The sequence below is a fragment of the Vibrio sp. 10N.261.52.C2 genome (assembly GCF_041471425.1).
GTDB lineage: Bacteria > Pseudomonadota > Gammaproteobacteria > Enterobacterales > Vibrionaceae > Vibrio > Vibrio crassostreae_C.
The window spans coordinates 17575-38800 of record NZ_JBFROH010000003.1; the positions used below are offsets into that span (position 1 = coordinate 17575).

A 21226-nucleotide genomic window follows, 5' to 3' on the forward strand; every position below is an offset into this window, starting at 1 on the left:
ACCGAGTGTGTGCGGTTCTACTTAGATAAGGCCAAGCGCTGGCTGGCTCTGGTTAGCCACGTATTCCCGTGTCGTGTAAATGAACCAGTAATAAACCTTTATGTTAGGGTGCTAATTGTCACTTTCAGCTGATAAACTGGCCGAATTGTTGCCATTAGGCATTCATTTTCTGAAGTATTCTTTTCCTGAAAGAGATTCAGAGTTACTTTCTGAAAAACGTATTTTGACCGAGCGAAGAGGGCATTGATTCATGGAACTCAAAGTAGATACTCACACCCACACATACGCAAGTGGTCATGCTTACAGCACATTGATCGAAAACGCCAAGTCGGCAAAGCAAAATGGTTTAGCCATGTTTTGTACTACTGATCATTCAGAATCAATGCCGGGCGCGCCACACTATTGGTTCTTCAGCAATCAGCGTGTGCTCCCTCGTTTTATTGAAGATGTCGCAATTATTCGAGGTGTTGAGTCAAACATCATGAACACACAGGGTGAAATCGACATTCATCCGAGTGTGGATAAGAACTTGGATTGGGTGATCGCGAGTTTTCATGAGCCAGTATTTCGCCCATCGGATGTCGCTACCCATACAGAAGCATTGTTGAATGTGATTAAGGGCGGTCGAATTGATGCGCTTGGTCACTTAGGCAATCCTAATTTTGATTTCGATTTCGAAGCCGTTATTCAATGTGCGGTTGAGAACAACGTGGCGATTGAGATCAACAACACCACACTCAAAGGCAATAGCCGAGTTGGCAGTGTTGACCGCTGCTATGAGATTGCAAGAATAGCGAAAGCGAAGGGTGCATTTATTACAACAGGCAGCGATGCGCATTTCTGTTTAGATGTCGGTGGCTTAGACTTAGTCGCAGCATTGTTAGATGAAGTGGGCGTAGATTCGAGTAAAGTGATTACCCATTCGCCAAAGCAGTTCCTAGCCTTTTTGGCCTTGCGCGGTCGTAATGAAATCCCAGAATATTCAGATCTTGTTTAAGAGAATGTCGGCGGGTTTGCATTTCGACACAATCAATTTTTGTGCCTGAAAGATTTTTGTATACACTAGCCGAAAATAATAAAGTCGAAGTGCCACAGTAATGACGGCTCTAACTTCAAAGACACCGCTTCACTTGGAGAAACAATGAAAACTCGCTCAATCCTTTTATCTGGCTTAATCGCTGCTTCAGTATTGTCTGGCAACGCATTTGCTAATGTAGACCTTAAGAAAAACATGCAAGAAATGAAGCTTGCGTTCAAACAAGCGGCAGAAGCTCAAAGCATTGAAGAGATGCAAAAGCCTATCGTTCGTTTAGATACGCTAGTGGCAGAGCTGAAAACGGGTGTTTACCCAGTCGAGAAAGAAGACAACTTCATGGAAGGCTTCAAAAAGATCAGTGCATCACTGGATAGCATTGAGCAGAAGCTAGACCAAGGTGACTTAGCGTCGGCACAGCAAGAACTTCGTACTATTGATGGCCTTCGTGAAGAGTACCATGAGAAGCGTAACCCAAGCATCTGGAGCAAGATCTTCGGTTAATTCGTTAATCATGAACGTTTGCTAGATAGGTAACAAAGAGCAAACCTCAAGATTCGATTTCTAAAACGCCGCCTTACATTACCCTCTTTCGAGGAAGGTGTAAGGCGGCGTTTTTATTGTCTCTTTTATCGAAAGCCTGCTGCAAAGAGATGAGTATTACTTTCTTAGTTTTAGTGTTGTAACCAGTATTTAACGAAAAAGAGTGTGCGTTAGCTTCAATTTTTTAACTTGCTGTTAATCTTTACGTTTACCTATATTCCAAGTCCCTCATAATAAGGGAAATTTATAAAGACTTGGAATAATGCGCCGAACCTCGTTCAACTTCTTCATGTTACTTGCAACAGCATTAAGCTGGGCGCTAGTGACATTAATGCCTGTTATCAATGCTCATGGTAATAGTGCGGGAGTATGGGCGTCGTTATGTACGGTCAATGGCTTTGAATTGGTTCAAATCGAAGAAGGCGAACCTAATACTCATAAAGGAAAGCCGTGTCCGTTTAGCCATTTTTCCACGTTTCACCAAGATGAACTTCCCACGACACTACTGACAACTCGACTGAGTTCTATTGTCTCCGACAGCTACGCTTTTTTGGCTCTAAGCGAACGCTACACGAGGCAAGCCCCGCGCGGCCCTCCCTTTGTTATTGCTTAAACCTAACCCATTAAAATAATTAAAAAATAAAGTATTAAGTAAAGTTAAACATGCTCAGATTACTTTCTGATTTTTCAGAAGGTATGTTTGCGTGTGTCAAAGGAAATTATAATGTTGAGAAATGAATCTCAAACCCCTGCGAAAGCACAAGCAACTTCGCAGTCTAAAAGCAGTGCAACAACCGGTTCGGAAACCAATATAAAAAGCAAAGACCGCAATAAAACCCTCTATTTCCTCACATGGCGCTGGCACTTCTATGCTGGGCTATTTGTTATCCCGTTTATGTTAATGCTGAGCATTACAGGTTTGGTGATGCTGTTTGATGATGAAATCGAATTGACTTTCCACCACGAAGCCCTAGAGATTGTTGCATCGGGCGAGCCGATTAAAGTGTCACAACAGTTAGCTGCAGTACAACTTCAATACCCACAAGGTTCGGTTACCCAGTTTGTTCCGAGCAAAGCTCCTGATCTGGCTAACCGCTTTTCGGTAGCACTTGTAGACGGCACATCGGTCTTCGCCACGGTAAATCAATATACGGGCGAAGTGGTCGGAGAGATTCCGCGTAGCGACAGCCTGTACCAACTCGCGAATGACATTCACGGCACTTTGTTGATTGGTGATTGGGGTGATTATCTAATTGAAGTCGCAATAAGCTTGTCTATTCTGTTGCTCATCAGTGGTATTTACTTATGGTTACCTAGAGATAACGCGAGCCGCGCTGGTTTTCTTAAGCTTCGATTTGGTTCAGGAACGCGTATTTTAATGCGTGATCTGCATGCGAACATTGGAGGTGTGTTATCGCTCGTTCTGTTGTTGTTTATTCTGTCTGGATTGGCATGGACAGGTTTTTGGGGCGGTAAGCTTGTTCAAGCATGGAGCACTTTCCCTGCTCAAATGTGGGACGATATTCCGTTGTCTGATAAGACGCACGCTTCCCTCAACCATGGCTCAGAAGAAGAGCTACCTTGGAACTTGGAGCAAACACTATTGCCTTTGTCTCAAGATAAGCCAGCAGAACACGTTCATCATGTGGAAGAGGCGACGGAACCTCATGATCACTCTAAGATGGGTGAAGATCACTCTCAACATGTGTTGTCAGCAAGCAACTTCGACATTGATGACGTTACTGAAAAAGCATACTCACTTGGCTTTACACGATACAAGGTGAATTTCCCGCGTTCAGAAACGGGTGTTTACACGGTCACAGCCAACACTATGGGCGGTGACATCATTGATCCAACGCAGGACCGTACTACGCACCTCGACCAATACTCAGGTCGTATTCTGGGTGAGGTGACATGGCAAGATTATAACTTCATTGCCAAAACGTTAGCGGTAGGTATTTCATTGCATCAAGGTGACATCAGCATCATTAACAAGCTTCTAAATGCTTTGTTTTGTTTGGCGTTCATTGTTGTGTCCGTGACTGGCGGTGTGATGTGGTGGATACGTAGACCTTCAGGTCAAAGAAAGCTTGGCACGCCACCGAAGTTTGGCGATGCAGGGCTTTGGAAGACAGGTTTAGTGATCGTGATAGTTATTTCAGTACTGTTTCCACTGGCGGGAGCGACGATCGTGACAGCAATGCTGCTGGATTGGTTACTATTTTCACGCGTTGAGAAATTCAAGACGGCATTGAGTTAATTGATATACAAACTGACCTCCTTTTTGAGGAGGTCAGTTTCATTATTCAGATGGCATGCTCTGTTTATTAAGAAGACGTTAGACTTGTACAGCTCTATATTTGATAAAGCTCTAACGGAAGCCCGTCAGGATCGGCAAAAAAAGTAAATGCTTTACCTGTAAATTCATCAATTCGGATCTGTTCGACTTCGACTCTTTGTTCTTCCAAATAGCTTTTGATTTGTTGAACGTCATCAACACAAAAAGCTAAGTGTCTTAGCCCTTGAGCTTCAGGAAAGCTAGGTCTTTCCGGTGCGTTAGGGAAGCTGAATAGTTCTATCTGAGCACCATTAGGTAGCGCTAAATCAAGTTTGTACGACTGGCGAGCCTCACGATAGTTTTCGGCAATTATCTCAAGTTTCAAAATCTCAGTGTAAAAGTGTTTCGACGCGTCGTAGTTTGAACAGATTATGGCCGCGTGGTGTATTCCTTTCAGCATCAGTTTATTTCTCCTGCCAACTTGTCACCTAAGTGCTTCATGGCGTAATCAATGAATACACGCAGTCGTGCGGGCATATACTTGGTTTGAGCAAATTGCATCGCGATAGCACCATGGTAGTTACTCTTGATGGTCCAATCTTCCAACACTTGTACCACGGAGCCTTCAGCCAACGCATCTTGAATCACGAAGTCATGGAAAATACCGACGCCGAGACCTTCTTTCACACCTTTCAGTCGCATCTGCGAGTGGTTAACTGCGTAACGTCCACTGACGGGTACTGTGTGAAATTCATCATCTTTAAGAAAATCCCAAATGTGATCTTTGTCTGTCTCTGCAAGATACAAACAGTCGTGTTCAGACAGCTCGGTAGGGTGGTGAGGAATCCCCTTGGCATCTAAATAGTCAGGGCTTGCACACAACACGAGGTTTGTTTTTCCTAACTCTTTCAATACTAAGCTTTCGTCGGGCTTATCAGTCAGGCGGAAAGCAATGTCGATGCCTTGACGTAAAATATCGATGTCGCCGTCAGCCGCTCTCAATTTAAGTTGGATTTCTGGATACTGATTTAAGAATGGAACAACGAAAGGCTGCAATACCGAATTCAAGAAGGCTTCAGGCGCCGCTACCGTTATCGAGCCTGCAGGTTCGGTATGGTCGGAGGTAGACAGTTCAACGGCTTGTTGCGCTGCGTTGATCATCACCACACTCTGATCATAAACCAATTGACCCGCTTGCGTAATGATAAGGGTACGAGTGGTACGCTCAAACAGTTTCACCGATAGCGCTTTTTCCAAGCGGGTGATGAGCTTACTCAAGGCTGATGGTGTCACGCCTAACTGTTTTGCTGCAGCCGTAAAACTACCTTCGTTAACCACCAAAATGAACGAGGCGAGATCCGGAAGCAGGGCGATGAGTTTTGGGTTAATCATAAGTATCCAGTTAAGCTAGTTTCAACGATGAACTTAATGGTCATTGTGAGCGATTTACTTTGATTTGTGAATCAATTTCATTAATTGATTGACGTGATTGCTCTGATAAGTTGTTGTGTTTGAAGCTCATCTGTATAGCGGCGTTGCTGCTGCGCATTCTGAGATGAAAAATTGAGATTTGATATGAAAGCGAAATTAGACGGAAATTATAGCTAATTTGGCGTTTAAAAAAGCAGGTGAAGGGCGTTAATGTGCCCTATGTCACTGGGATGAACTATTATTAGTGCCTGTGATTCATTAATGTTTTTCCAACTAAAGGGATAATCGGAACGGGGATGTTCAACTAGAATATAGGCATAAGTTTTACAGTGTAAATGATCGTGTTGAGATCGTTTACATCCCTACATAAAGCGGCGCGCGATGCTGCTAAATTATAACTAGGAAGGAATGAGACAATGTCTTCTGCATTTTACCAACAGATTCAAACTCAAATCGAAGAAGTTAAAGAAGAAGGTCTTTACAAGTCTGAGCGCATTATTACTTCTGCACAAAAAGCAGCGGTTTCTATCTCGACTGGTGAAGAAGTACTAAACTTCTGTGCAAACAACTACTTAGGTCTTGCTAACCACCCAGCTCTTATCGAAGCAGCTAAAGATGGTATGGATCAGCACGGTTTTGGTATGGCTTCAGTACGTTTCATCTGTGGTACTCAAGATTCTCACAAAGAACTAGAGCAAAAGCTTTCTACGTTCCTAGGTAAAGAAGACACTATCCTTTACACATCTTGTTTTGATGCAAACGCTGGTTTGTTCGAAACAATTCTAGGTAAAGAAGACGCAATCATCTCTGACGCACTAAACCACGCATCTATCATCGATGGCGTTCGTCTGTGTAAAGCAATGCGTTTCCGTTACTCGAACAACAACATGGAAGAGCTAGAGCAGCAACTTATCGCTGCTAAAGAAGCTGGCGCTCGTCACACACTAATCGTAACTGACGGTGTGTTCTCAATGGACGGCGTAGTGGCTAACCTTCCTGCTATCTGTGACCTTGCAGACAAGTACGATGCACTAGTAATGGTTGATGACTCTCACGCAGTAGGCTTCATGGGTGAAAACGGCGCGGGTACTCACGAGTTCCACAACGTTGTTGACCGTATCGACATCATCACAGGTACGCTTGGTAAAGCAATGGGTGGCGCTTCAGGCGGTTACACTTCTGGTAAGAAAGAAGTGATCGACTGGCTACGTCAGCGTTCTCGTCCATACCTATTCTCTAACTCTGTTGCACCAGCAATCGTATCTGCTTCTATTCGCGTTCTAGATCTTCTAGCGGAATCTGGCGACCTACGTACTCAACTATGGGAAAACTCTGCTCACTTCCGTACTCGCATGGAAGCAGCTGGTTTCACTATGGGCGGTGCTGACCACGCAATCATCCCAATCATGCTGGGTGATGCAAAAGTAGCGGCTGAATTCGCAGAGCGCGCACTAGAGAAAGGCATCTACGTTGTAGGTTTCTCTTTCCCTGTAGTACCAAAAGGTCAAGCTCGTATCCGTACGCAAATGTCTGCTGCACACTCTCGTGAGCAACTAGACCGCGCAATCGATGCGTTCATCCAAGTTGGTAAAGACATGGGTATCATCTAATTTTAAAGGGGTGCCACGAGCATCCTTTAATTAGATAGAACAACACCCAGTAGAACATATAGATTTTTGATTCTCGCCTTACAGTTAGGCGAGATGAACTAGGTAACATTATGAAAATTAAAGCACTTTCTAAGCTAAAGCCTGAAGAAGGCATTTGGATGACCGAGGTTGAAAAACCTGAAATGGGTCATAATGATCTTCTTATTCGTATTAAGAAAACCGCAATTTGTGGTACTGACGTACATATCTACAACTGGGATGAGTGGTCACAAAACACAATCCCAGTACCTATGGTAGTAGGTCACGAATACGTGGGTGAAGTTGTTGGCATTGGCCAAGAAGTTCGTGGTTTTGAAATCGGCGACCGTGTATCTGGCGAAGGTCACATCACATGTGGTCACTGTCGTAACTGTCGTGGCGGCCGTACTCACCTTTGTCGTAACACAACAGGTGTTGGTGTTAACCGCACTGGTGCGTTCTCTGAGTTCCTTGTGATTCCTGCGTTCAACGCATTTAAGATCCCTGCAGAAATCTCTGACGATCTAGCTTCAATCTTTGACCCGTTTGGTAACGCAGTACACACAGCACTTTCTTTCGACCTAGTTGGCGAAGACGTGCTAATTACTGGTGCTGGTCCAATCGGTATCATGGCTGCAGCTGTTGCTAAGCACGTTGGTGCTCGTCACGTTGTAATCACTGACGTAAACGAATACCGCCTAGATCTTGCTAAGAAAATGGGTGTGACTCGCGCAGTAAACGTGATGGAAGAGAAGCTTGAAGACGTAATGTCTGATCTTGGCATGACAGAAGGCTTCGATGTAGGCCTAGAAATGTCTGGTAACCCATCTGCGTTCAATAGCATGCTAACTAACATGAACCACGGCGGTAAGATCTCTCTACTAGGTATTCCACCATCAGACATGGCGGTAGACTGGAACCAAGTAATCTTTAAAGGCTTGGTTATCAAAGGTATCTACGGTCGTGAGATGTTCGAAACTTGGTACAAGATGGCTTCATTGATCCAATCTGGCCTAGATCTAACACCAATCATTACTCACCACTACAAAGTGGACGATTTCCAGAAAGGCTTCGACATGATGCGCTCTGGTATGTCTGGTAAAGTAATCCTTGATTGGGAATAAGCTTTAGCTGAGTAACAAGATATTAGAAAGGCGACAGTTTTTACTGTCGCCTTTTTTACATCTCGGAACTCAAGAAAATGGGCGATATGATCAAGGTTCAGTTGCCCATTTTTTACAGCAATGAGTTGTTAACCCAATGCAGCAGCCTGCATGATTAGGCCACAGATGTAAGCGCCGTATGTACCGAGAGCGTAACCCAATACTGCCATTAGGATACCGACTGGAGCCAATGCTGGGTGGAATGCAGCTGCTACGATAGGTGCCGATGCTGCGCCGCCTACGTTAGCTTGGCTACCGACAGCCATGAAGAACAGTGGTGCACGGATAAGTTTCGCCATCACAATCATTAGAATGGCATGGATAGTTAGCCATGTGATACCAATGAAGAAGTAGCCTGGATTGTCTAAGATAGCCGTCACATCCATTTGCATACCAATCGTTGCAACTAGGATGTAGATGAATGCCGAGCCCACTTTAGACGCGCCACTGTGCTCAAGGCTGCGTGTTGATTTGAAGCATGAAGCGATGAGCGCGAACGTTGTCACCATTACGATCAACCAGAAGAAACCCGATGTTAGGCTGTATTTCGCAAGTTCTGGAGCGTTGGTTGAGATCCACGGTGCAATCATGTCACTGAAAAAGTGAGCTAGGCCGGTAAGACCGAACGCAATACCCGTTATCTTCATGAGATCGGTTGTGGTTGTTGGGCGAGCGTTCTCTTCTTGGTATTTAGAAACGGTCTCTTTTAGCTCTTCAATAGATGAAGTATCCGCTTTTAACCATGCGTCAATCTTCTTCTGACGACCTGCCATGATAAGTAACACGGCCATCCAAATGTTTGCACAGATAACATCAACCGTAATCATTGCAGAGAAGAGTTGGTCATCAACCTCGAATACTTCTTTCATTGCTGCTTGGTTCGCACCGCCGCCAATCCAAGAGCCAGCAACGGTTGTGAGGCCGCGCCATACGTCGCCAGATACAAGGTCAGGGTTGATTTGGTCGATGATCAAGATAGCCAGCGGGCCACCGATGATAATGCCGACAGTACCAGTTAGGAACATGATGACGGCTTTTGAACCAAGGCCAAAGATTTTACGGAGGTCTGCTGAGATGATCAGCAGAACGAGTGCGCTTGGTAATAGGTAGCGACTTGCAACGAAGTATAACTTAGAGTTTGATGCGTCGATGATGCCTAAACTGTTCAGTAGAGAAGGAACAAAGTAACAGAGCAATAGACCCGGAACGAACGAGTAGAATTTTTTCAGTGCGCTATTTTGGCTACTTTCCGTGATAAAAACACCGCCAAGAATAACAGCTAACATGCCCATTATTACAGCATCATTAGTAATCATTATTATATCTCCTTTAAGGTGAGCGCAAAGGTCTCACTTTTTGAATTGCAGGACTATACCGATTACCGCTATTCGTTACAAATTGTAACGATAGACATGTTTTGAAATGTTTGTGTTAATTTTAACGGGTTGAATTTGTGAATGCAGCACGCCACTTATTTGCACGGTGAATGATTAGGCTGGAGCTTGTGCGGCGTATTTAGATATATGCAATGTAACTCAAGCCTTAGAGGGTGGTCGCTATGAATTGGGGCGATGGTTGAATGACTTAAATGAGTGCATATATAGCCATGTTTACGGTGTGGTTTATGCGAGGTTGGAATGTTTCAATAATGTAAAAAGTGAATTCACTTTTGCCATGTGGTCAGAAATTAAAAATTTTAGCTAGATCACATAAATCTTTCGGATTACGAGTTCTAGCACCCGCTACTCATGCTCATTTGACGTTTTGTAGGGGTTCAATGAAAGAAAAAGCGGCCTAAATAGCCGCTTTTGATGGTTGCCTAGTATGGTTATCTAGCGCCGTTATTTAGAGTTCTGCTTAGGACTCTTCTTCCTCAAAGCCATCAGCATAGCCTTTCGGTGGCGGTGTCCAACCTCGTTCAGAGCGAGAGTGCTTGTCTGAACGGTCTTTTTTCATATCTTCTTTCATTGCTTCTTCAAGGTGAATGAAGATTTGTCGGTAGTTGTTGTCGTAGCGCGGGTTCTCTTCCGCTTCAGACCAAGCTTGGTAGAGCTTTTCAGACTTACGGCTTTCAACACGTTGATACGTCGATTTCTGTTGTTCAACGAAGAATGGGTGATGACCCAAAGAACGCAAGGCTTCTGCACCCATTTCAAGAGCAGAATGGTAGGTCTCTGATTCCACGAAGTCTGCACCTGCTTCTCTTAGGCGATAACTATGACCACGGTCGAATGCACGCGCTAAGATTTTCACTTTAGGGTAGTTGTGTTTAACGTATTTGACCAATTCAACACTTGAGTCTTGGTTGTCGATAGCCACAACCAACATTGCGGCTTCTTCGATACCAGCGGTATGTAATAAATCATGACGAGTCGCATCACCAAAGTAAGATTTGATGTTGATTGAACGTAGCAAGTCGACTTGATTAGCTTGATGATCCAAAACCACAGTATTGACATCATTCGATACCAATAAGCGGTTAACAATCTGACCGAATCGGCCAATGCCCGCAATGATTACGGTGCCTTTCTCTTCTATGGTATCTTCTTCGCGGTCGTTAGATTTTTGTTCGTAACGAGGAAGAATCACTTTATCAAATAGAATGAACAGCCCTGGTGTTAGGAACATTGAAAGTGCCACAACCAGCGACAATGTTTGGACGATGTCAGCAGGTAATACGTGGTTTTGAGCTGAGAAGCTTAGTAGTACAAAACCAAACTCACCGGCTTGCGCCAAGCTCAGTGTAAACAGCCAACGGTCACTGTTTTTGATTTTGAATATCAATGCCAACGTAAATAGCACCAAGGCTTTAAGAAGCATAACGCCAAGGGTGAGGCCAATGATCAAACCAAAGTCGTTGAATAGAACATCAAAGTTAATGCCTGCACCTACGGTGATGAAGAACAAGCCAAGTAGCAGCCCTTTAAACGGGTCGATATTGGACTCAAGTTCGTGGCGGAATTCACTGTTCGCTAAAACCACACCCGCAAGGAAGGTACCCAAAGCCGGAGATAGGCCGACTAGGCTCATCAGTGCAGCAATGCCAATCACCAACATCAGTGCGGTTGCAGTAAAGATTTCACGCAGGCCTGAGCTTGCCACGAAGCGGAACAATGGACGACTCAAGAAGTGTCCGCCGACCACAACAATCGCAATAGATGCTGTGATCACAAGGCCATAAGCCCAACCGGGTAGGCCAGCGACGAGGCTTAACTCTTCATGGTGATCAGAAGCCGAAGCAACCGCGCTTTGTGCAGCTTCAATTAATTCTGGCAAGGCTAATAGAGGGATAAATGCCAACATAGGAATGACGGCAATATCTTGGAACAGTAGGACTGAGAAAGCGTTCTTTCCGCCTTCTGTTTTGGATAGCCCTTTTTCGTTAAAGGTTTGGAGTACAATCGCGGTAGATGACAGTGCGAAGATCAAACCGATAGTCAGTGCGATCGTCCAAGGCTGCCCAAAGAACAGAGCAATACCCATTACAATCGCGGTAGTACCACCAACTTGCAGGCCACCCAGCCCCATAAGTCGGTTCCTCATTGCCCAAAGCATCTTAGGTTCAAGCTCAAGGCCGACTAAGAACAGCATCATAACCACACCGAACTCGGCAAAGTGTTGGATCGTTTTGGTCTCTTCACCTACCAGACCAATGATTGGGCCAATCACAACACCAGCAATGAGGTAACCCAATACAGAACCAAGGCCAAGTCTTTTGGCAATAGGCACGGCAATAACTGCTGCGACTAAGTAGATAAATGCTTGTAGAAAATATCCCGTCATTATTTAACCTCTGCCATTAGTTCTTCTACGTAGTGGTTGAGTTTTTCTGCTTGGCTGGCTTTCTTGATATTGATCTTGCCAGCAACTAACGCCTCTAACAGCACTTTATAGCTATCGACATGCTCTTGAATGCGGTTTTCTTCCAAAGCGGTACGCGAGCCAAATAACGCAAAGGGCGCGAGATAGTTCATCCCGCACAGAGAAGCGGTTTGTTCGATTGGGTGAAGCAGTTCTCGAATCGTGAAATGGTTGTAACCATCACTTTGGTAGGCATCTTTTTTACCTCCTGCAGTAATGCTACATAACAATTTCTTACCCTGTAGTTCATTGCCTTCGGCGCCGTAGGCGAAGCCGTATTCAAGAACAAGGTCTTGCCACTCTTTAAGAATTGCCGGTGTTGAGTACCAATACAAAGGGAACTGAAAAATGATGATGTCATGGTCTAACAGGCGTTTCTGTTCACGGTCGATGTTGATTTTAAATGTCGGATACTCGGCATAGAGATCGACACAGGTAACACCGTCAACGCGTTTGGCTTGTTCAAATAAGGGTTTGTTTGCTTCAGAACGATGTTGAGAAGGGTGAGCGAATAGCACCAAGACTCGATTTTTCGACATATAGCCCTCTTTGTCCATTAACGAATAATATTTATTGGAATTATAGATATACAATAATAGAAGAATGGTTGAACAACAACGAATTAGCCCATACTTATCTATCTAGATGCGTGTGTTTTTAGGTACTTAATTATATAAAACATCCGTCAATTTGAGTATTTCTGGCACAAGCCGCCGATGACTGAGTAAAACTAATTATTCACGAATAGTAAAAGCGAATATGGGCATTTTATGTCACCGTTGGTGGGTAACGTAAATAATCCAATAACCCTACATAGAACGATAATGAATAAAGGAAAAACTATGAGCATGGACTTGCGTCAACAATGTGATTTGTTGCTTTCCGGTCACCTAGAACCGACTCCAGCACAAACATTCGCTCAGATGGCTGAATGGTGTGAGACACACAATGTGAGCCATGATAGCTACGGCGATGGTGAGTTTATCGAGAGCTTCGAAAACAAAGTCGCGGAACTGCTAGGTTATGAAGCGGCTGTATTTGTGATTACTGGCACCATGAATCAACCAACAGCATTAGAAATTGCGTGCCAAGAGAAAAGAAACCCAGTAGTGGCGATGCATGAATCGAGTCATATTATGCGTCATGAACGCCAAGGGTATCAGCTCCAAAACCGATTCAACGTACTTCCCGTTGGCAACGTATTTCGCACTTGGAATGTTGATGACTTAAAGGCGTGGCCTGATGAGATTGCAGCCGCTCTATATGAATTACCCATGCGTGAAATCGGCGGCCAATTACCAGAATGGGATGAGCTTGAAGCGATCAAGCAGTACTGCAAAGAACAATCAATTCACCTTCATATGGATGGTGCGCGTTTGTGGGAATGCGGCGCCTATTACCAAAAGTCATACAGCGAGATTGCTCAGGGCTTCGATAGTGCTTATGTTTCGCTGTACAAAGGTCTCAATGGCCTTGGTGGTTCGTTATTGTTGGGCGATAAAGCCTTTGTAGCGAAAGCATCTGCGTGGATGAAGCGCCAAGGTGGCAATGTTTATCACCGAACGCCTTATGTGGTTTCAGCAGCAATGCAGTTTGATGAGCGATTAGAGTTGATGCCATCACTGTTTGAGCGAACAAAACAGATCTACCAAATCTTATTAGACTATCCTCAGTTCACTGTTAATCCGCAGCAACCGCAGGTCAACATGCTTCACCTATATTTACCTGTGAGCTATGAAGACGGCATTATTGTGAGAGATAACATAGCGAAGAAACACAAGATTTGGATAGGAAACCCAGCGATCAGTGAGTTGCCAAACCAATGTAAGATTGAATGGTATGTAGGGGATAACCTACTAAATTTGCCTGATCATGAGCTGATAGACATTCTAGATTTTATTAGCGAAGAGCTGATTTGATTAACGAAGAGCTGGCTGAAGAAGAACTGATCTAATTGGAACTGAAATGGATACAGGAAAGGGTTCTTATATCCATTTATATAGATAGGATGTCCGGCTCTGTTACATATACTGGTTGATGTACACATCAACTAAGAACATGAACACTGGAACAGTGCTGAGAAGTCCGAAGAAGACGATTGGCACCCAGTTTTTCATTTTCTTTTTAGGTTGCTCAGTGTTATTCATAAATTCGGCCTTAAATTCGTTGTTGAGTCTGTTTAGCTTTTTGGTACTAAAAATCTAAGTGTATGGTATCAAATAAATAGGTTTAGCCCTATGTAGATTTAGAGAACCGTGGTGTATATCAATCACATAAAATGTAAGTGATTCATAAACGGTTCATAAAGGTTCAACAATAATGAACCTATTACAACAATCATTGCCTTACTCGGCATATTAAATAAATAGCATTCAAAGATTTGGAGAATACAGAATGAAAACAATAGGAAACATCATTTGGTTTCTGTTCGGTGGCGTATTTATGGGACTAGCTTGGTGGTTCTTCGGACTGCTCGCATTCCTAACCATCGTTGGTATTCCATGGGGTAGAGCATGTTTTGTTATGGGTAACTTCTCATTCTTCCCATTTGGTCAGGAAGCGATTTCGCGTGATGAGCTAACCAATGAAATGGACATCGGCACGAGCCCGCTAGGTGTGATTGGTAACGTTATTTGGTTCTTATTTGCGGGGATCTGGTTGGCGATTGGTCACATCATGTCAGCAGTAGCGTGTTTCATTACTATTATAGGTATTCCGTTTGCGATTCAGCACCTTAAGCTCGCGGTTATCTCATTGGCGCCAATCGGTAAAACCGTTGTCGACAAGCGTGAAGCAGAAGCGGCACGAGTAAGAAACTACAAGGGTTAAGACTACAGTTTAAGCCTTATATAGAACTGAAAAAGCACATCACATGATGTGCTTTTTTGTGCCTCGTTTTCTATCTAACGATGCCCCAATCTTACAAACACTCACTAGACATTGTTGAACAAGACTTCAAGCCTAAGGGTGATGTTGGCTTCTTCGGTGTGTTTCTAATGAGGTTCTCGTTCCCATTGATAACGAGGGATGAGTTCGTAGAACAGCCACTCTTTCCATACGTTTTGTCGGTAGGTAACCGAAACCTGAGCGTATTCGTAATGATTATGAGGCTCATCCGTTGCATTAATCGTGGCGCTATATTGAAGTGCTTGATCTTGGGCAAGGTAGTGATACAAGGTTAGCCCTGTACCATAGTTTCAACCTTTAAGGTCGTCGTTATATCCTGCAAAGCTTGACCATCGAGCCAAGAAATCATCACTTAAAGAAAGATCAAAGTCGATGTCGCTGATCTCACCAGTCTCTTGTTTTTCTTGATATACACGTTGGGTCAGCCTGAATACGGCATCTGTGGTGAGAGGGTAGGTAAATAGGTAGCGAGCTTCGATACGCGGTTGCAATGTTGCCTTAATATTGAAGCTGCTATAGCCCTTGGCATAAGCATCGTAACGTAGGCCGAGTGCATTTTCTAACTCTTCAGAATCTTGTGGGAAGAAGTCTAAGAATTCTTCATCGCCAACAGACTCGTAGATTAGCTTAAGCCTTTTGCTGACAAAGGGTAAATGCAGGCGTGCGTTGAGCTTGGTGGAATAATCCACGTCACCGCCCTCAGAATAGATGAAATCATTATACCAACGTACAGAGGTTCCGGCTCTGGCGTCCTCGGTAATACGGTCATCCACAAATAAGTTATCGAACCATATTGCGGGCTGACAAAACTTGCTGTTTAGGTAGTGGTAAGCTTTTTCGACGCGCGTGTCTTCTAACGGTTGGCTGTGACACTCATCCTGTTCCTCCGCGAAGGCAGAGTGGGAAACGAGCGATGCTAATAATGAGGAGTTAACTATCCAACGACTCAATGGAACCTGTTTGTCATTCTATGTATCAATAGTTTGACTATAACTAAGCAGTTATGACAATGCGACTTTTAAAGAGATTTATCTTAATCAGTGGCTATTCAAAACAGAGACTTGAATAACATATGGCAGGTAAAGAAAACGGGCTCAGTAGGTGAGCCCGTTTGTCGATAAGTTTATAAGTGACTTAATGTTAGATTACATTGCCGCTTCGAAAATCGCAGAGATTTCTTCGTGGGTCGCTTGTTTAGGATTAGTAAAACCACATGCGTCTTTCAGTGCGTTGTCAGACAGAGTAGGGATATCTTCTAGCTTCGCACCAAGTTGCGCGATACCTGTTGGGATGTTCACGTCATTTGCTAGTTGAACAATTGCTTCGATCGCAGCTTCTGCACCTTGCTCTGGTGACATACCTTCAACGTTAACGCCCATTGCTTTTGCAACATCACGTAGACGCTCAGGACAAACTTGCGCGTTGTAGCGTTGAACGTGTGGTAGCAAGATAGCATTACACACACCGTGTGGAAGATCGTAGAAGCCGCCTAGCTGATGCGCCATCGCATGAACATAACCTAGTGACGCGTTGTTGAACGCCATACCCGCCATGAACTGTGCGTAAGCCATTTGTTCACGTGCTTCAATGTCTTCGCCGTGCGCTACTGCCGTTCTTAGGTGAGCTTGTACAAGTTCAATGGCTTTAATCGCTACAGCGTCTGTAATTGGTGTCGCTGCGATAGAAACGTAAGCTTCGATTGCGTGTGTTAGCGCATCCATACCTGTTGCAGCAGTCAGTGATGCAGGCTTAGCAAGCATTAGTTCAGGATCGTTTACTGAAATAAGCGGTGTTGTGTGCTTGTCAACGATCGCCATTTTAATGTGACGTTCCTCATCAGTGATGATGCAGAAGCGTGTCATTTCTGATGCTGTACCAGCCGTAGTGTTGATAGCGATAAGAGGCATCATTGGCTTTTCAGATTGGTCTACGCCTTCGTAGTCTGCAATCTTGCCGCCGTTAGAAGCAACCAGAGCAATGCCTTTTGCACAGTCGTGTGGAGAACCGCCACCTAGAGAAACAACGAAATCACAATCGTTGTCAGTCAGCAATTCAAGACCATCGTTAACGTTCGTGATGGTTGGGTTTGGTTGAGTGCCATCGAATACAACTGCGTCTACGCCTCGCTGGCTAAGAAGGTCTTGTACCTGCTTAACTACACCAATTTGATTCAAGATCTTATCAGTTACGATCAGACCTTTTTTAAAGCCTTGAGACTGAATACTATCGACAGCATCCTTCAGACAGCCAGTACCCATGAAGTTGATTGTAGGGATGTAAAATGCAGTAGACATTGGAAAACTCCGTTAATTATGATTTTTAATTTCCTACATGTTGTCGGCATTCAAGTGGTCGACCATTGATCTGGAACAACTTTGAATTCGAACTACCACTTTGTGGCTAGTCGTTGTGATAGGGCTCATATAGCAATCGTTTTCATGGTTTTTGGCTGTGTTGATTGTCAGTAATAGATCGCGATAAATCGACTAAATTAGAGACAGTATGGAGCTCTATAACAATGAAAAATAAGGTTTTTCATTGAAAACTCTTCTAGTTAGGCTGGTGTCGACGTTTTATCTGAGTCATCGCTGCATTCAATTTCAGGTTCTTGTGACTCTTCAGAATCAAGCGTGTCTTCTGACTCCTCGTCATAGTATTTGACAAGAAAAGGGGTAAGCATGACAGACGATGGTAAAAAGTGCTTCATAGTACCTCCCGGTACCTAAGTGTATTTATTGTATGGTATTGGTTTAATATGTGGCAAAATTTGCGATACATCATGACTTGTGGCTTGTTTTCTATAAATTATTAGAACTATATTCAGGCTCACAAAATTGGTAGTAGAATGAACATCTGGTCTTTGAGCCAATGAACAACTAAAGATAAACGCAGCTCAACAGCGTGATTAATAGGAAATAAAATGAAGTACGACTGGATATTCTTTGATGCAGATGAAACCTTGTTCCATTTTGATGCTTATCAGGGAATGAAGCTGATGTTTTCTCGTTTTGGTGTGGACTTCAACGAACAGGATTATTCCTTTTATCAAGAAGTTAACCTACCACTATGGGTAGACTATCAAGATGGTCGCATTACGGCTGATCAACTGAAACACACGCGCTTCGAAAGCTGGGCTGAGAAATTAGAGACAACAACCGCTGCTTTAAACAGTGCATTCTTAACAGCAATGGCGGATATCTGTTCTTTATTACCAGGTGCACAAGAGTTGGTGGAGTCTTTAAAAGGCAAGGTGAACATGGGCATCATCACTAACGGTTTTACAGAGCTGCAGTCAATCCGTTTAGAGCGCACAGGAATGACGGGTTACTTTGAGCACGTGATCATTTCTGAAGAAGTTGGGGTAGCCAAACCGGATGCCGAGATTTTTGAATATGCGCATAAGCTGGTTGGATTGCCATCTAAGCAAAGAATATTGATGGTCGGGGATAACCCACATTCCGATATTCTAGGTGGACTCGATTTTGGCATCGAAACGTGTTGGTTAAACAGCCAAGAAAAGGCAGCGCCAGCGGGTATCAATCCTCACTACCAAGTGAAGTCTTTGGCTGACTTGCAAGCTCTACTGCTGGCTTAGTGAATAGTTAACAACTGACCGCCACTAGCGAATACACAATCATAATCGGTTGATTTCTTTAATCGACCAATGCTTTGTAAATTGATTGGCGTTTCGTTAATTGACCAATGATTTGTTAATTGATTGATGCTTCGTAGATTGATAGATACTTTGTAAACAAAGTGTTGATGGCCGAGTACGAAAATGTACTAGGCCAATTATTTTGAACTTGGTTTTACCATAGAGTGACCATCAAAACAGATAAAGGAAAAGGTGTGCTGAAATCTCATCGTTATAGCTGCTACGGTATTATCGCCATTTTACTATGGAGCTGCTTGATTGCTCTGTCTCGTAGCGTCTCAGAACAGCTAGGTCCAATTGGTGGTGCGGCCAGTCTTTATACGGTGAGTTCGCTGTTGTTGGTCTGTGTTATGGGGTTACCTAAGCTGTCGCGGTTTTCTAAGTCATACCTGTTGATTGGTGGTGCTCTGTTCGTTTGTTATGAGATCTTCTTAGCTCTGGCTTTAGGGATGGCAAACAACCGACATCAAGCCTTGGAAATGGCCGTTATCAACTACTTATGGCCTGCATTGACGGTGTTGTTCGCGGTATTGCTCAGCGATAAAAAGATTAACTGGTTGGTTTACCCAAGTATTTTCTTAGCCTTCTTTGGTGTGGCTTGGAGTATCAGTGGCGATCAGGGGCTTTCTGTTGATCAAATCGCTGCCAATATTGCCACCAACCCTAAAACCTATTCAATGGCGTTTTTCGGCGCGATTATTTGGGCTGTTTACTGTAACTACACCCAGCGTGTCGCGAAAGGGCAGAATGCGATTGTGTTGTTCTTTATCGCAACGGCAATCACCTTGTGGATCAAATACGCATTGAGTAACGAAACCGGCATGGTGATGACAACCAGTGCTGCGATTGACTTAGTGTTGGCAGGCGTGTGTATGGGCGCAGGTTACGCGCTTTGGAATACAGCGATACTTGGCGGCAATATGGTCTTCTTGGCGACCATGTCGTATTTCACGCCTATTTTTGCGACCTTACTGTCTTCTATTATTTTGGGTTTGTCATTGAGCATGACGTTTTGGCAGGGCGTTTGTATGGTAACGATTGGCTCTTTAGCTTGCTGGTGGGTAACCAGAGACAAAAAGCCGACGGTTACGGCGTCGGCTTCTAAAAAGGTTCAATCAGAGTCTTAGTCAGCGAGAGATTGATTGGTTAGCTCTTGGTTCTTAACTCTCGACTCTTAACTCGCGATATTGAGATTCAATTGAAGCTCATAAGGCATCTTCGATAAGCGTCGCTTAAGTTGGCGGCGCGTACGTTCAATATCATCGACCGCAATCGCTTGTTGGTCGTTGGTATGAATATCAACATTGATTCGTAATTCTGGACCAACCTTAGTCACACCCATCAGCTCCAAATCTTGCTCCGCTTCTTTGTCTACCGCGACAACGTTCTTATCTACCGCATCACAAATATCTTTGTTTGCCGACATCATAAGCAGTTCGCGCATGGCTTCACGTAACATGTCGAAAGGAACTTTGATGAAGTAGAAAGACATTAGCAACATCATCATTGGGTCGGCATACACTGCGTATTCTGCAAGCGGAGAAAAAGTAATTAACCAAGCCGCTACGAAACCCGCTGTTACCGCTACACTCAGTAGCGTATCCATCTGCCACTGCTTAGATTCAGCCTGAATCAGACCTGAAGAAATACGTTTGCTCTTATTCGCGATGTACCACCAAGCGTAACCACAACCCAACACGTTGAAAATACCAAACAGAGTTGCAATAGAAGCATCAACTTCACGACCACCCGTCATTAGGGCACCAATCGCAGAGTAAAGTGAATAACCAACCACAAGCAGAATCACAACGGCTTTAATCGCAATCACAATCGGCTCGATGATAGCTCGACCGAACGGGAACTCTCTATCTGAAGGGCGGTTAATGTATTTTGAAGCAGCTAGTGACAATAAAGTTAACAGTAAGCTGATAAGAGAATAGACACCGTCAAATACTATGACCAGAGAGCCAACGAGAAGACCCAACACCAATCCGCCAATTGCGAAGCCTGATGCTAAAAGGGCTGAGAACAATAGTACTCGATTTTCGTTTTGGCTTTTCCTGTCACACATAATATTTTCCAGATGTTTTTGATAACTTCATTGTTCTAATAATGAGCTAACTTTACAAACTTTATCTGATGATGTTTATATGTCTTATTTAATTCGAACATATAAATCAATAAAATTCAGTGACTTAAGATCAGGGTGTGGTGTCAATAAAGTTGACGTTGAGTGTTTTTTGGTGATGGTGTGCAACTGAAATAGGATCGTTTATGATTAATAAAACACATTAGTCGCTAAGGTCTTATTGGTCTTCTAGATTTGACTGCGACTGCGATGGACAAGGAGTGAATCAATATGAAGTTTGACGATATCAGTGATAACGAGTTGTGGGTGATTGCTAACCCGATTATGGATAATCTGATGGACGGTTCAACCAAGGTCGATCATGAACAGCACTGTCGAGACTTTACTCAAAGGATGAAAGACATTGTTACGCCGGAATATTTAGAAAAGGTGTGTCACCATTATCAGCACAGTAATGGCTTTTTTGCTGAGCGAGAGCAAGTCGCGCTGTTTAGACGTTCAGACTCCATCGCTTTTGTGTGGAAACAAGCTTACACCATCGCCAAAGGCGAGTTTGTCGCCGAAATGGTATTGGTTGAAGAAGACGGACGCTACTTAGTGGATCACGTGATGGTTTTCTAGAGCAAGACTTAAGTATG

20 protein-coding genes and 1 pseudogene are annotated in these 21226 nt (G+C 43.8%); 11 read left to right on the forward strand and 10 right to left on the reverse strand.

Annotated elements, in window-relative coordinates; genetic code table 11:
• Nucleotides 1-250: 250 nt before the first annotated feature.
• The 4 genes from AB4307_RS00485 to AB4307_RS00500 all read left to right on the forward strand — a co-directional run bounded on the left by AB4307_RS00485 (nt 251) and on the right by AB4307_RS00500 (nt 3836).
• Nucleotides 251-997: a phosphatase gene (locus AB4307_RS00485; RefSeq protein ID WP_017059533.1), complete on the forward strand. Its 747-nt coding sequence runs from the start codon at nt 251-253 to the stop codon at nt 995-997.
• 144 nt (nt 998-1141) lie between these two features.
• Nucleotides 1142-1537, forward strand: coding sequence for a cytochrome b562 (locus AB4307_RS00490; protein ID WP_017059534.1), 396 nt, complete (start codon nt 1142-1144; stop codon nt 1535-1537).
• A gap of 301 nt (nt 1538-1838) precedes the next feature.
• Nucleotides 1839-2189 carry a hypothetical protein gene (locus AB4307_RS00495; protein ID WP_017064798.1) on the forward strand — a complete coding sequence of 117 codons (351 nt, stop codon included), beginning with the start codon at nt 1839-1841 and terminating at the stop codon, nt 2187-2189.
• Nucleotides 2190-2300: 111 nt separating this feature from the next.
• The gene (locus AB4307_RS00500; protein WP_371724808.1) at nt 2301-3836 is read left to right on the forward strand and encodes a PepSY-associated TM helix domain-containing protein; all 1536 of its coding nucleotides are present in this window, start codon (nt 2301-2303) and stop codon (nt 3834-3836) included.
• 94 nt (nt 3837-3930) lie between these two features.
• Here AB4307_RS00500 and gloA2 read toward each other — a convergent pair whose 3' ends face one another.
• Both gloA2 and AB4307_RS00510 read right to left on the reverse strand, forming a co-directional pair.
• Nucleotides 3931-4314 carry an SMU1112c/YaeR family gloxylase I-like metalloprotein gene (gene gloA2, locus AB4307_RS00505; protein WP_372130756.1) on the reverse strand — a complete coding sequence of 128 codons (384 nt, stop codon included), beginning with the start codon at nt 4312-4314 and terminating at the stop codon, nt 3931-3933.
• On the reverse strand, nt 4314-5246 hold the full coding sequence (locus AB4307_RS00510; RefSeq protein ID WP_065584581.1) for a LysR family transcriptional regulator: 933 nt from the start codon (nt 5244-5246) through the stop codon (nt 4314-4316). The genes gloA2 and AB4307_RS00510 overlap by 1 nt, the downstream gene beginning before the upstream one ends.
• Before the next feature lie 455 nt (nt 5247-5701).
• Here AB4307_RS00510 and kbl point away from each other — a divergent pair, with 455 nt between their 5' ends.
• Complete coding sequence (gene kbl / locus AB4307_RS00515) at nt 5702-6895, forward strand: glycine C-acetyltransferase (protein WP_136974879.1); 1194 nt, start codon at nt 5702-5704, stop codon at nt 6893-6895.
• Nucleotides 6896-7005: 110 nt separating this feature from the next.
• Nucleotides 7006-8037, forward strand: a complete 1032-nt coding sequence (gene tdh, locus AB4307_RS00520) for an L-threonine 3-dehydrogenase, zinc-binding type (protein ID WP_017059546.1) — start codon at nt 7006-7008, stop codon at nt 8035-8037.
• A 128-nt stretch (nt 8038-8165) separates the two neighbouring features.
• Here tdh and AB4307_RS00525 read toward each other — a convergent pair whose 3' ends face one another.
• From AB4307_RS00525 to AB4307_RS00535, 3 genes are all read right to left on the reverse strand, one after another.
• Nucleotides 8166-9392, reverse strand: a complete 1227-nt coding sequence (locus AB4307_RS00525) for a DUF819 family protein (protein ID WP_102397919.1) — start codon at nt 9390-9392, stop codon at nt 8166-8168.
• 541 nt (nt 9393-9933) lie between these two features.
• On the reverse strand, nt 9934-11859 hold the full coding sequence (locus AB4307_RS00530; RefSeq protein WP_017069426.1) for a monovalent cation:proton antiporter-2 (CPA2) family protein: 1926 nt from the start codon (nt 11857-11859) through the stop codon (nt 9934-9936).
• Nucleotides 11859-12476, reverse strand: coding sequence for an NAD(P)H-dependent oxidoreductase (locus tag AB4307_RS00535; protein ID WP_372130758.1), 618 nt, complete (start codon nt 12474-12476; stop codon nt 11859-11861). Before AB4307_RS00535 ends, AB4307_RS00530 begins: the two co-directional genes overlap by 1 nt.
• Nucleotides 12477-12779: 303 nt before the next feature.
• On the opposite strand from AB4307_RS00535, the gene AB4307_RS00540 reads away from it, so the two are divergent.
• Nucleotides 12780-13856, forward strand: coding sequence for a threonine aldolase family protein (locus AB4307_RS00540; protein ID WP_017071139.1), 1077 nt, complete (start codon nt 12780-12782; stop codon nt 13854-13856).
• 102 nt (nt 13857-13958) lie between these two features.
• Here AB4307_RS00540 and AB4307_RS00545 read toward each other — a convergent pair whose 3' ends face one another.
• A complete protein-coding gene (locus AB4307_RS00545) occupies nt 13959-14084 on the reverse strand; it encodes a hypothetical protein (protein ID WP_017060906.1) in 126 nt (41 codons plus the stop codon).
• Nucleotides 14085-14331: 247 nt separating this feature from the next.
• Here AB4307_RS00545 and AB4307_RS00550 point away from each other — a divergent pair, with 247 nt between their 5' ends.
• Nucleotides 14332-14766, forward strand: coding sequence for a YccF domain-containing protein (locus AB4307_RS00550; RefSeq protein WP_004730224.1), 435 nt, complete (start codon nt 14332-14334; stop codon nt 14764-14766).
• Between the two features lie 164 nt (nt 14767-14930).
• Here AB4307_RS00550 and AB4307_RS00555 read toward each other — a convergent pair.
• The 3 genes and pseudogenes from AB4307_RS00555 to AB4307_RS00565 form a co-directional block, all read right to left on the reverse strand.
• Nucleotides 14931-15794, reverse strand: a pseudogene (locus tag AB4307_RS00555) (hypothetical protein).
• 195 nt (nt 15795-15989) lie between these two features.
• Nucleotides 15990-17138 (reverse strand): L-threonine dehydrogenase, encoded by a 1149-nt coding sequence (yiaY, locus tag AB4307_RS00560; RefSeq protein ID WP_372130760.1) that lies wholly within the window; start codon nt 17136-17138, stop codon nt 15990-15992.
• A 260-nt stretch (nt 17139-17398) separates the two neighbouring features.
• Nucleotides 17399-17551: a hypothetical protein gene (locus AB4307_RS00565; protein ID WP_017060903.1), complete on the reverse strand. Its 153-nt coding sequence runs from the start codon at nt 17549-17551 to the stop codon at nt 17399-17401.
• A 213-nt stretch (nt 17552-17764) separates the two neighbouring features.
• Between AB4307_RS00565 and yjjG the strand changes: the two genes are divergently transcribed.
• Entirely contained in the window at nt 17765-18439 is a 675-nt protein-coding gene (gene yjjG / locus AB4307_RS00570) for a pyrimidine 5'-nucleotidase (protein WP_372130761.1), read from the forward strand.
• A gap of 254 nt (nt 18440-18693) precedes the next feature.
• Complete coding sequence (gene yddG, locus AB4307_RS00575; protein WP_372130763.1) at nt 18694-19626, forward strand: aromatic amino acid DMT transporter YddG; 933 nt, start codon at nt 18694-18696, stop codon at nt 19624-19626.
• A gap of 47 nt (nt 19627-19673) precedes the next feature.
• On the opposite strand, the gene AB4307_RS00580 is transcribed toward yddG, so the two are convergent.
• A complete protein-coding gene (locus AB4307_RS00580; protein WP_017060900.1) occupies nt 19674-20570 on the reverse strand; it encodes a cation diffusion facilitator family transporter in 897 nt (298 codons plus the stop codon).
• A 288-nt stretch (nt 20571-20858) separates the two neighbouring features.
• Between AB4307_RS00580 and AB4307_RS00585 the strand changes: the two genes are divergently transcribed.
• Nucleotides 20859-21209 (forward strand): hypothetical protein, encoded by a 351-nt coding sequence (locus AB4307_RS00585; protein WP_052880051.1) that lies wholly within the window; start codon nt 20859-20861, stop codon nt 21207-21209.
• Nucleotides 21210-21226 lie beyond the last annotated feature (17 nt).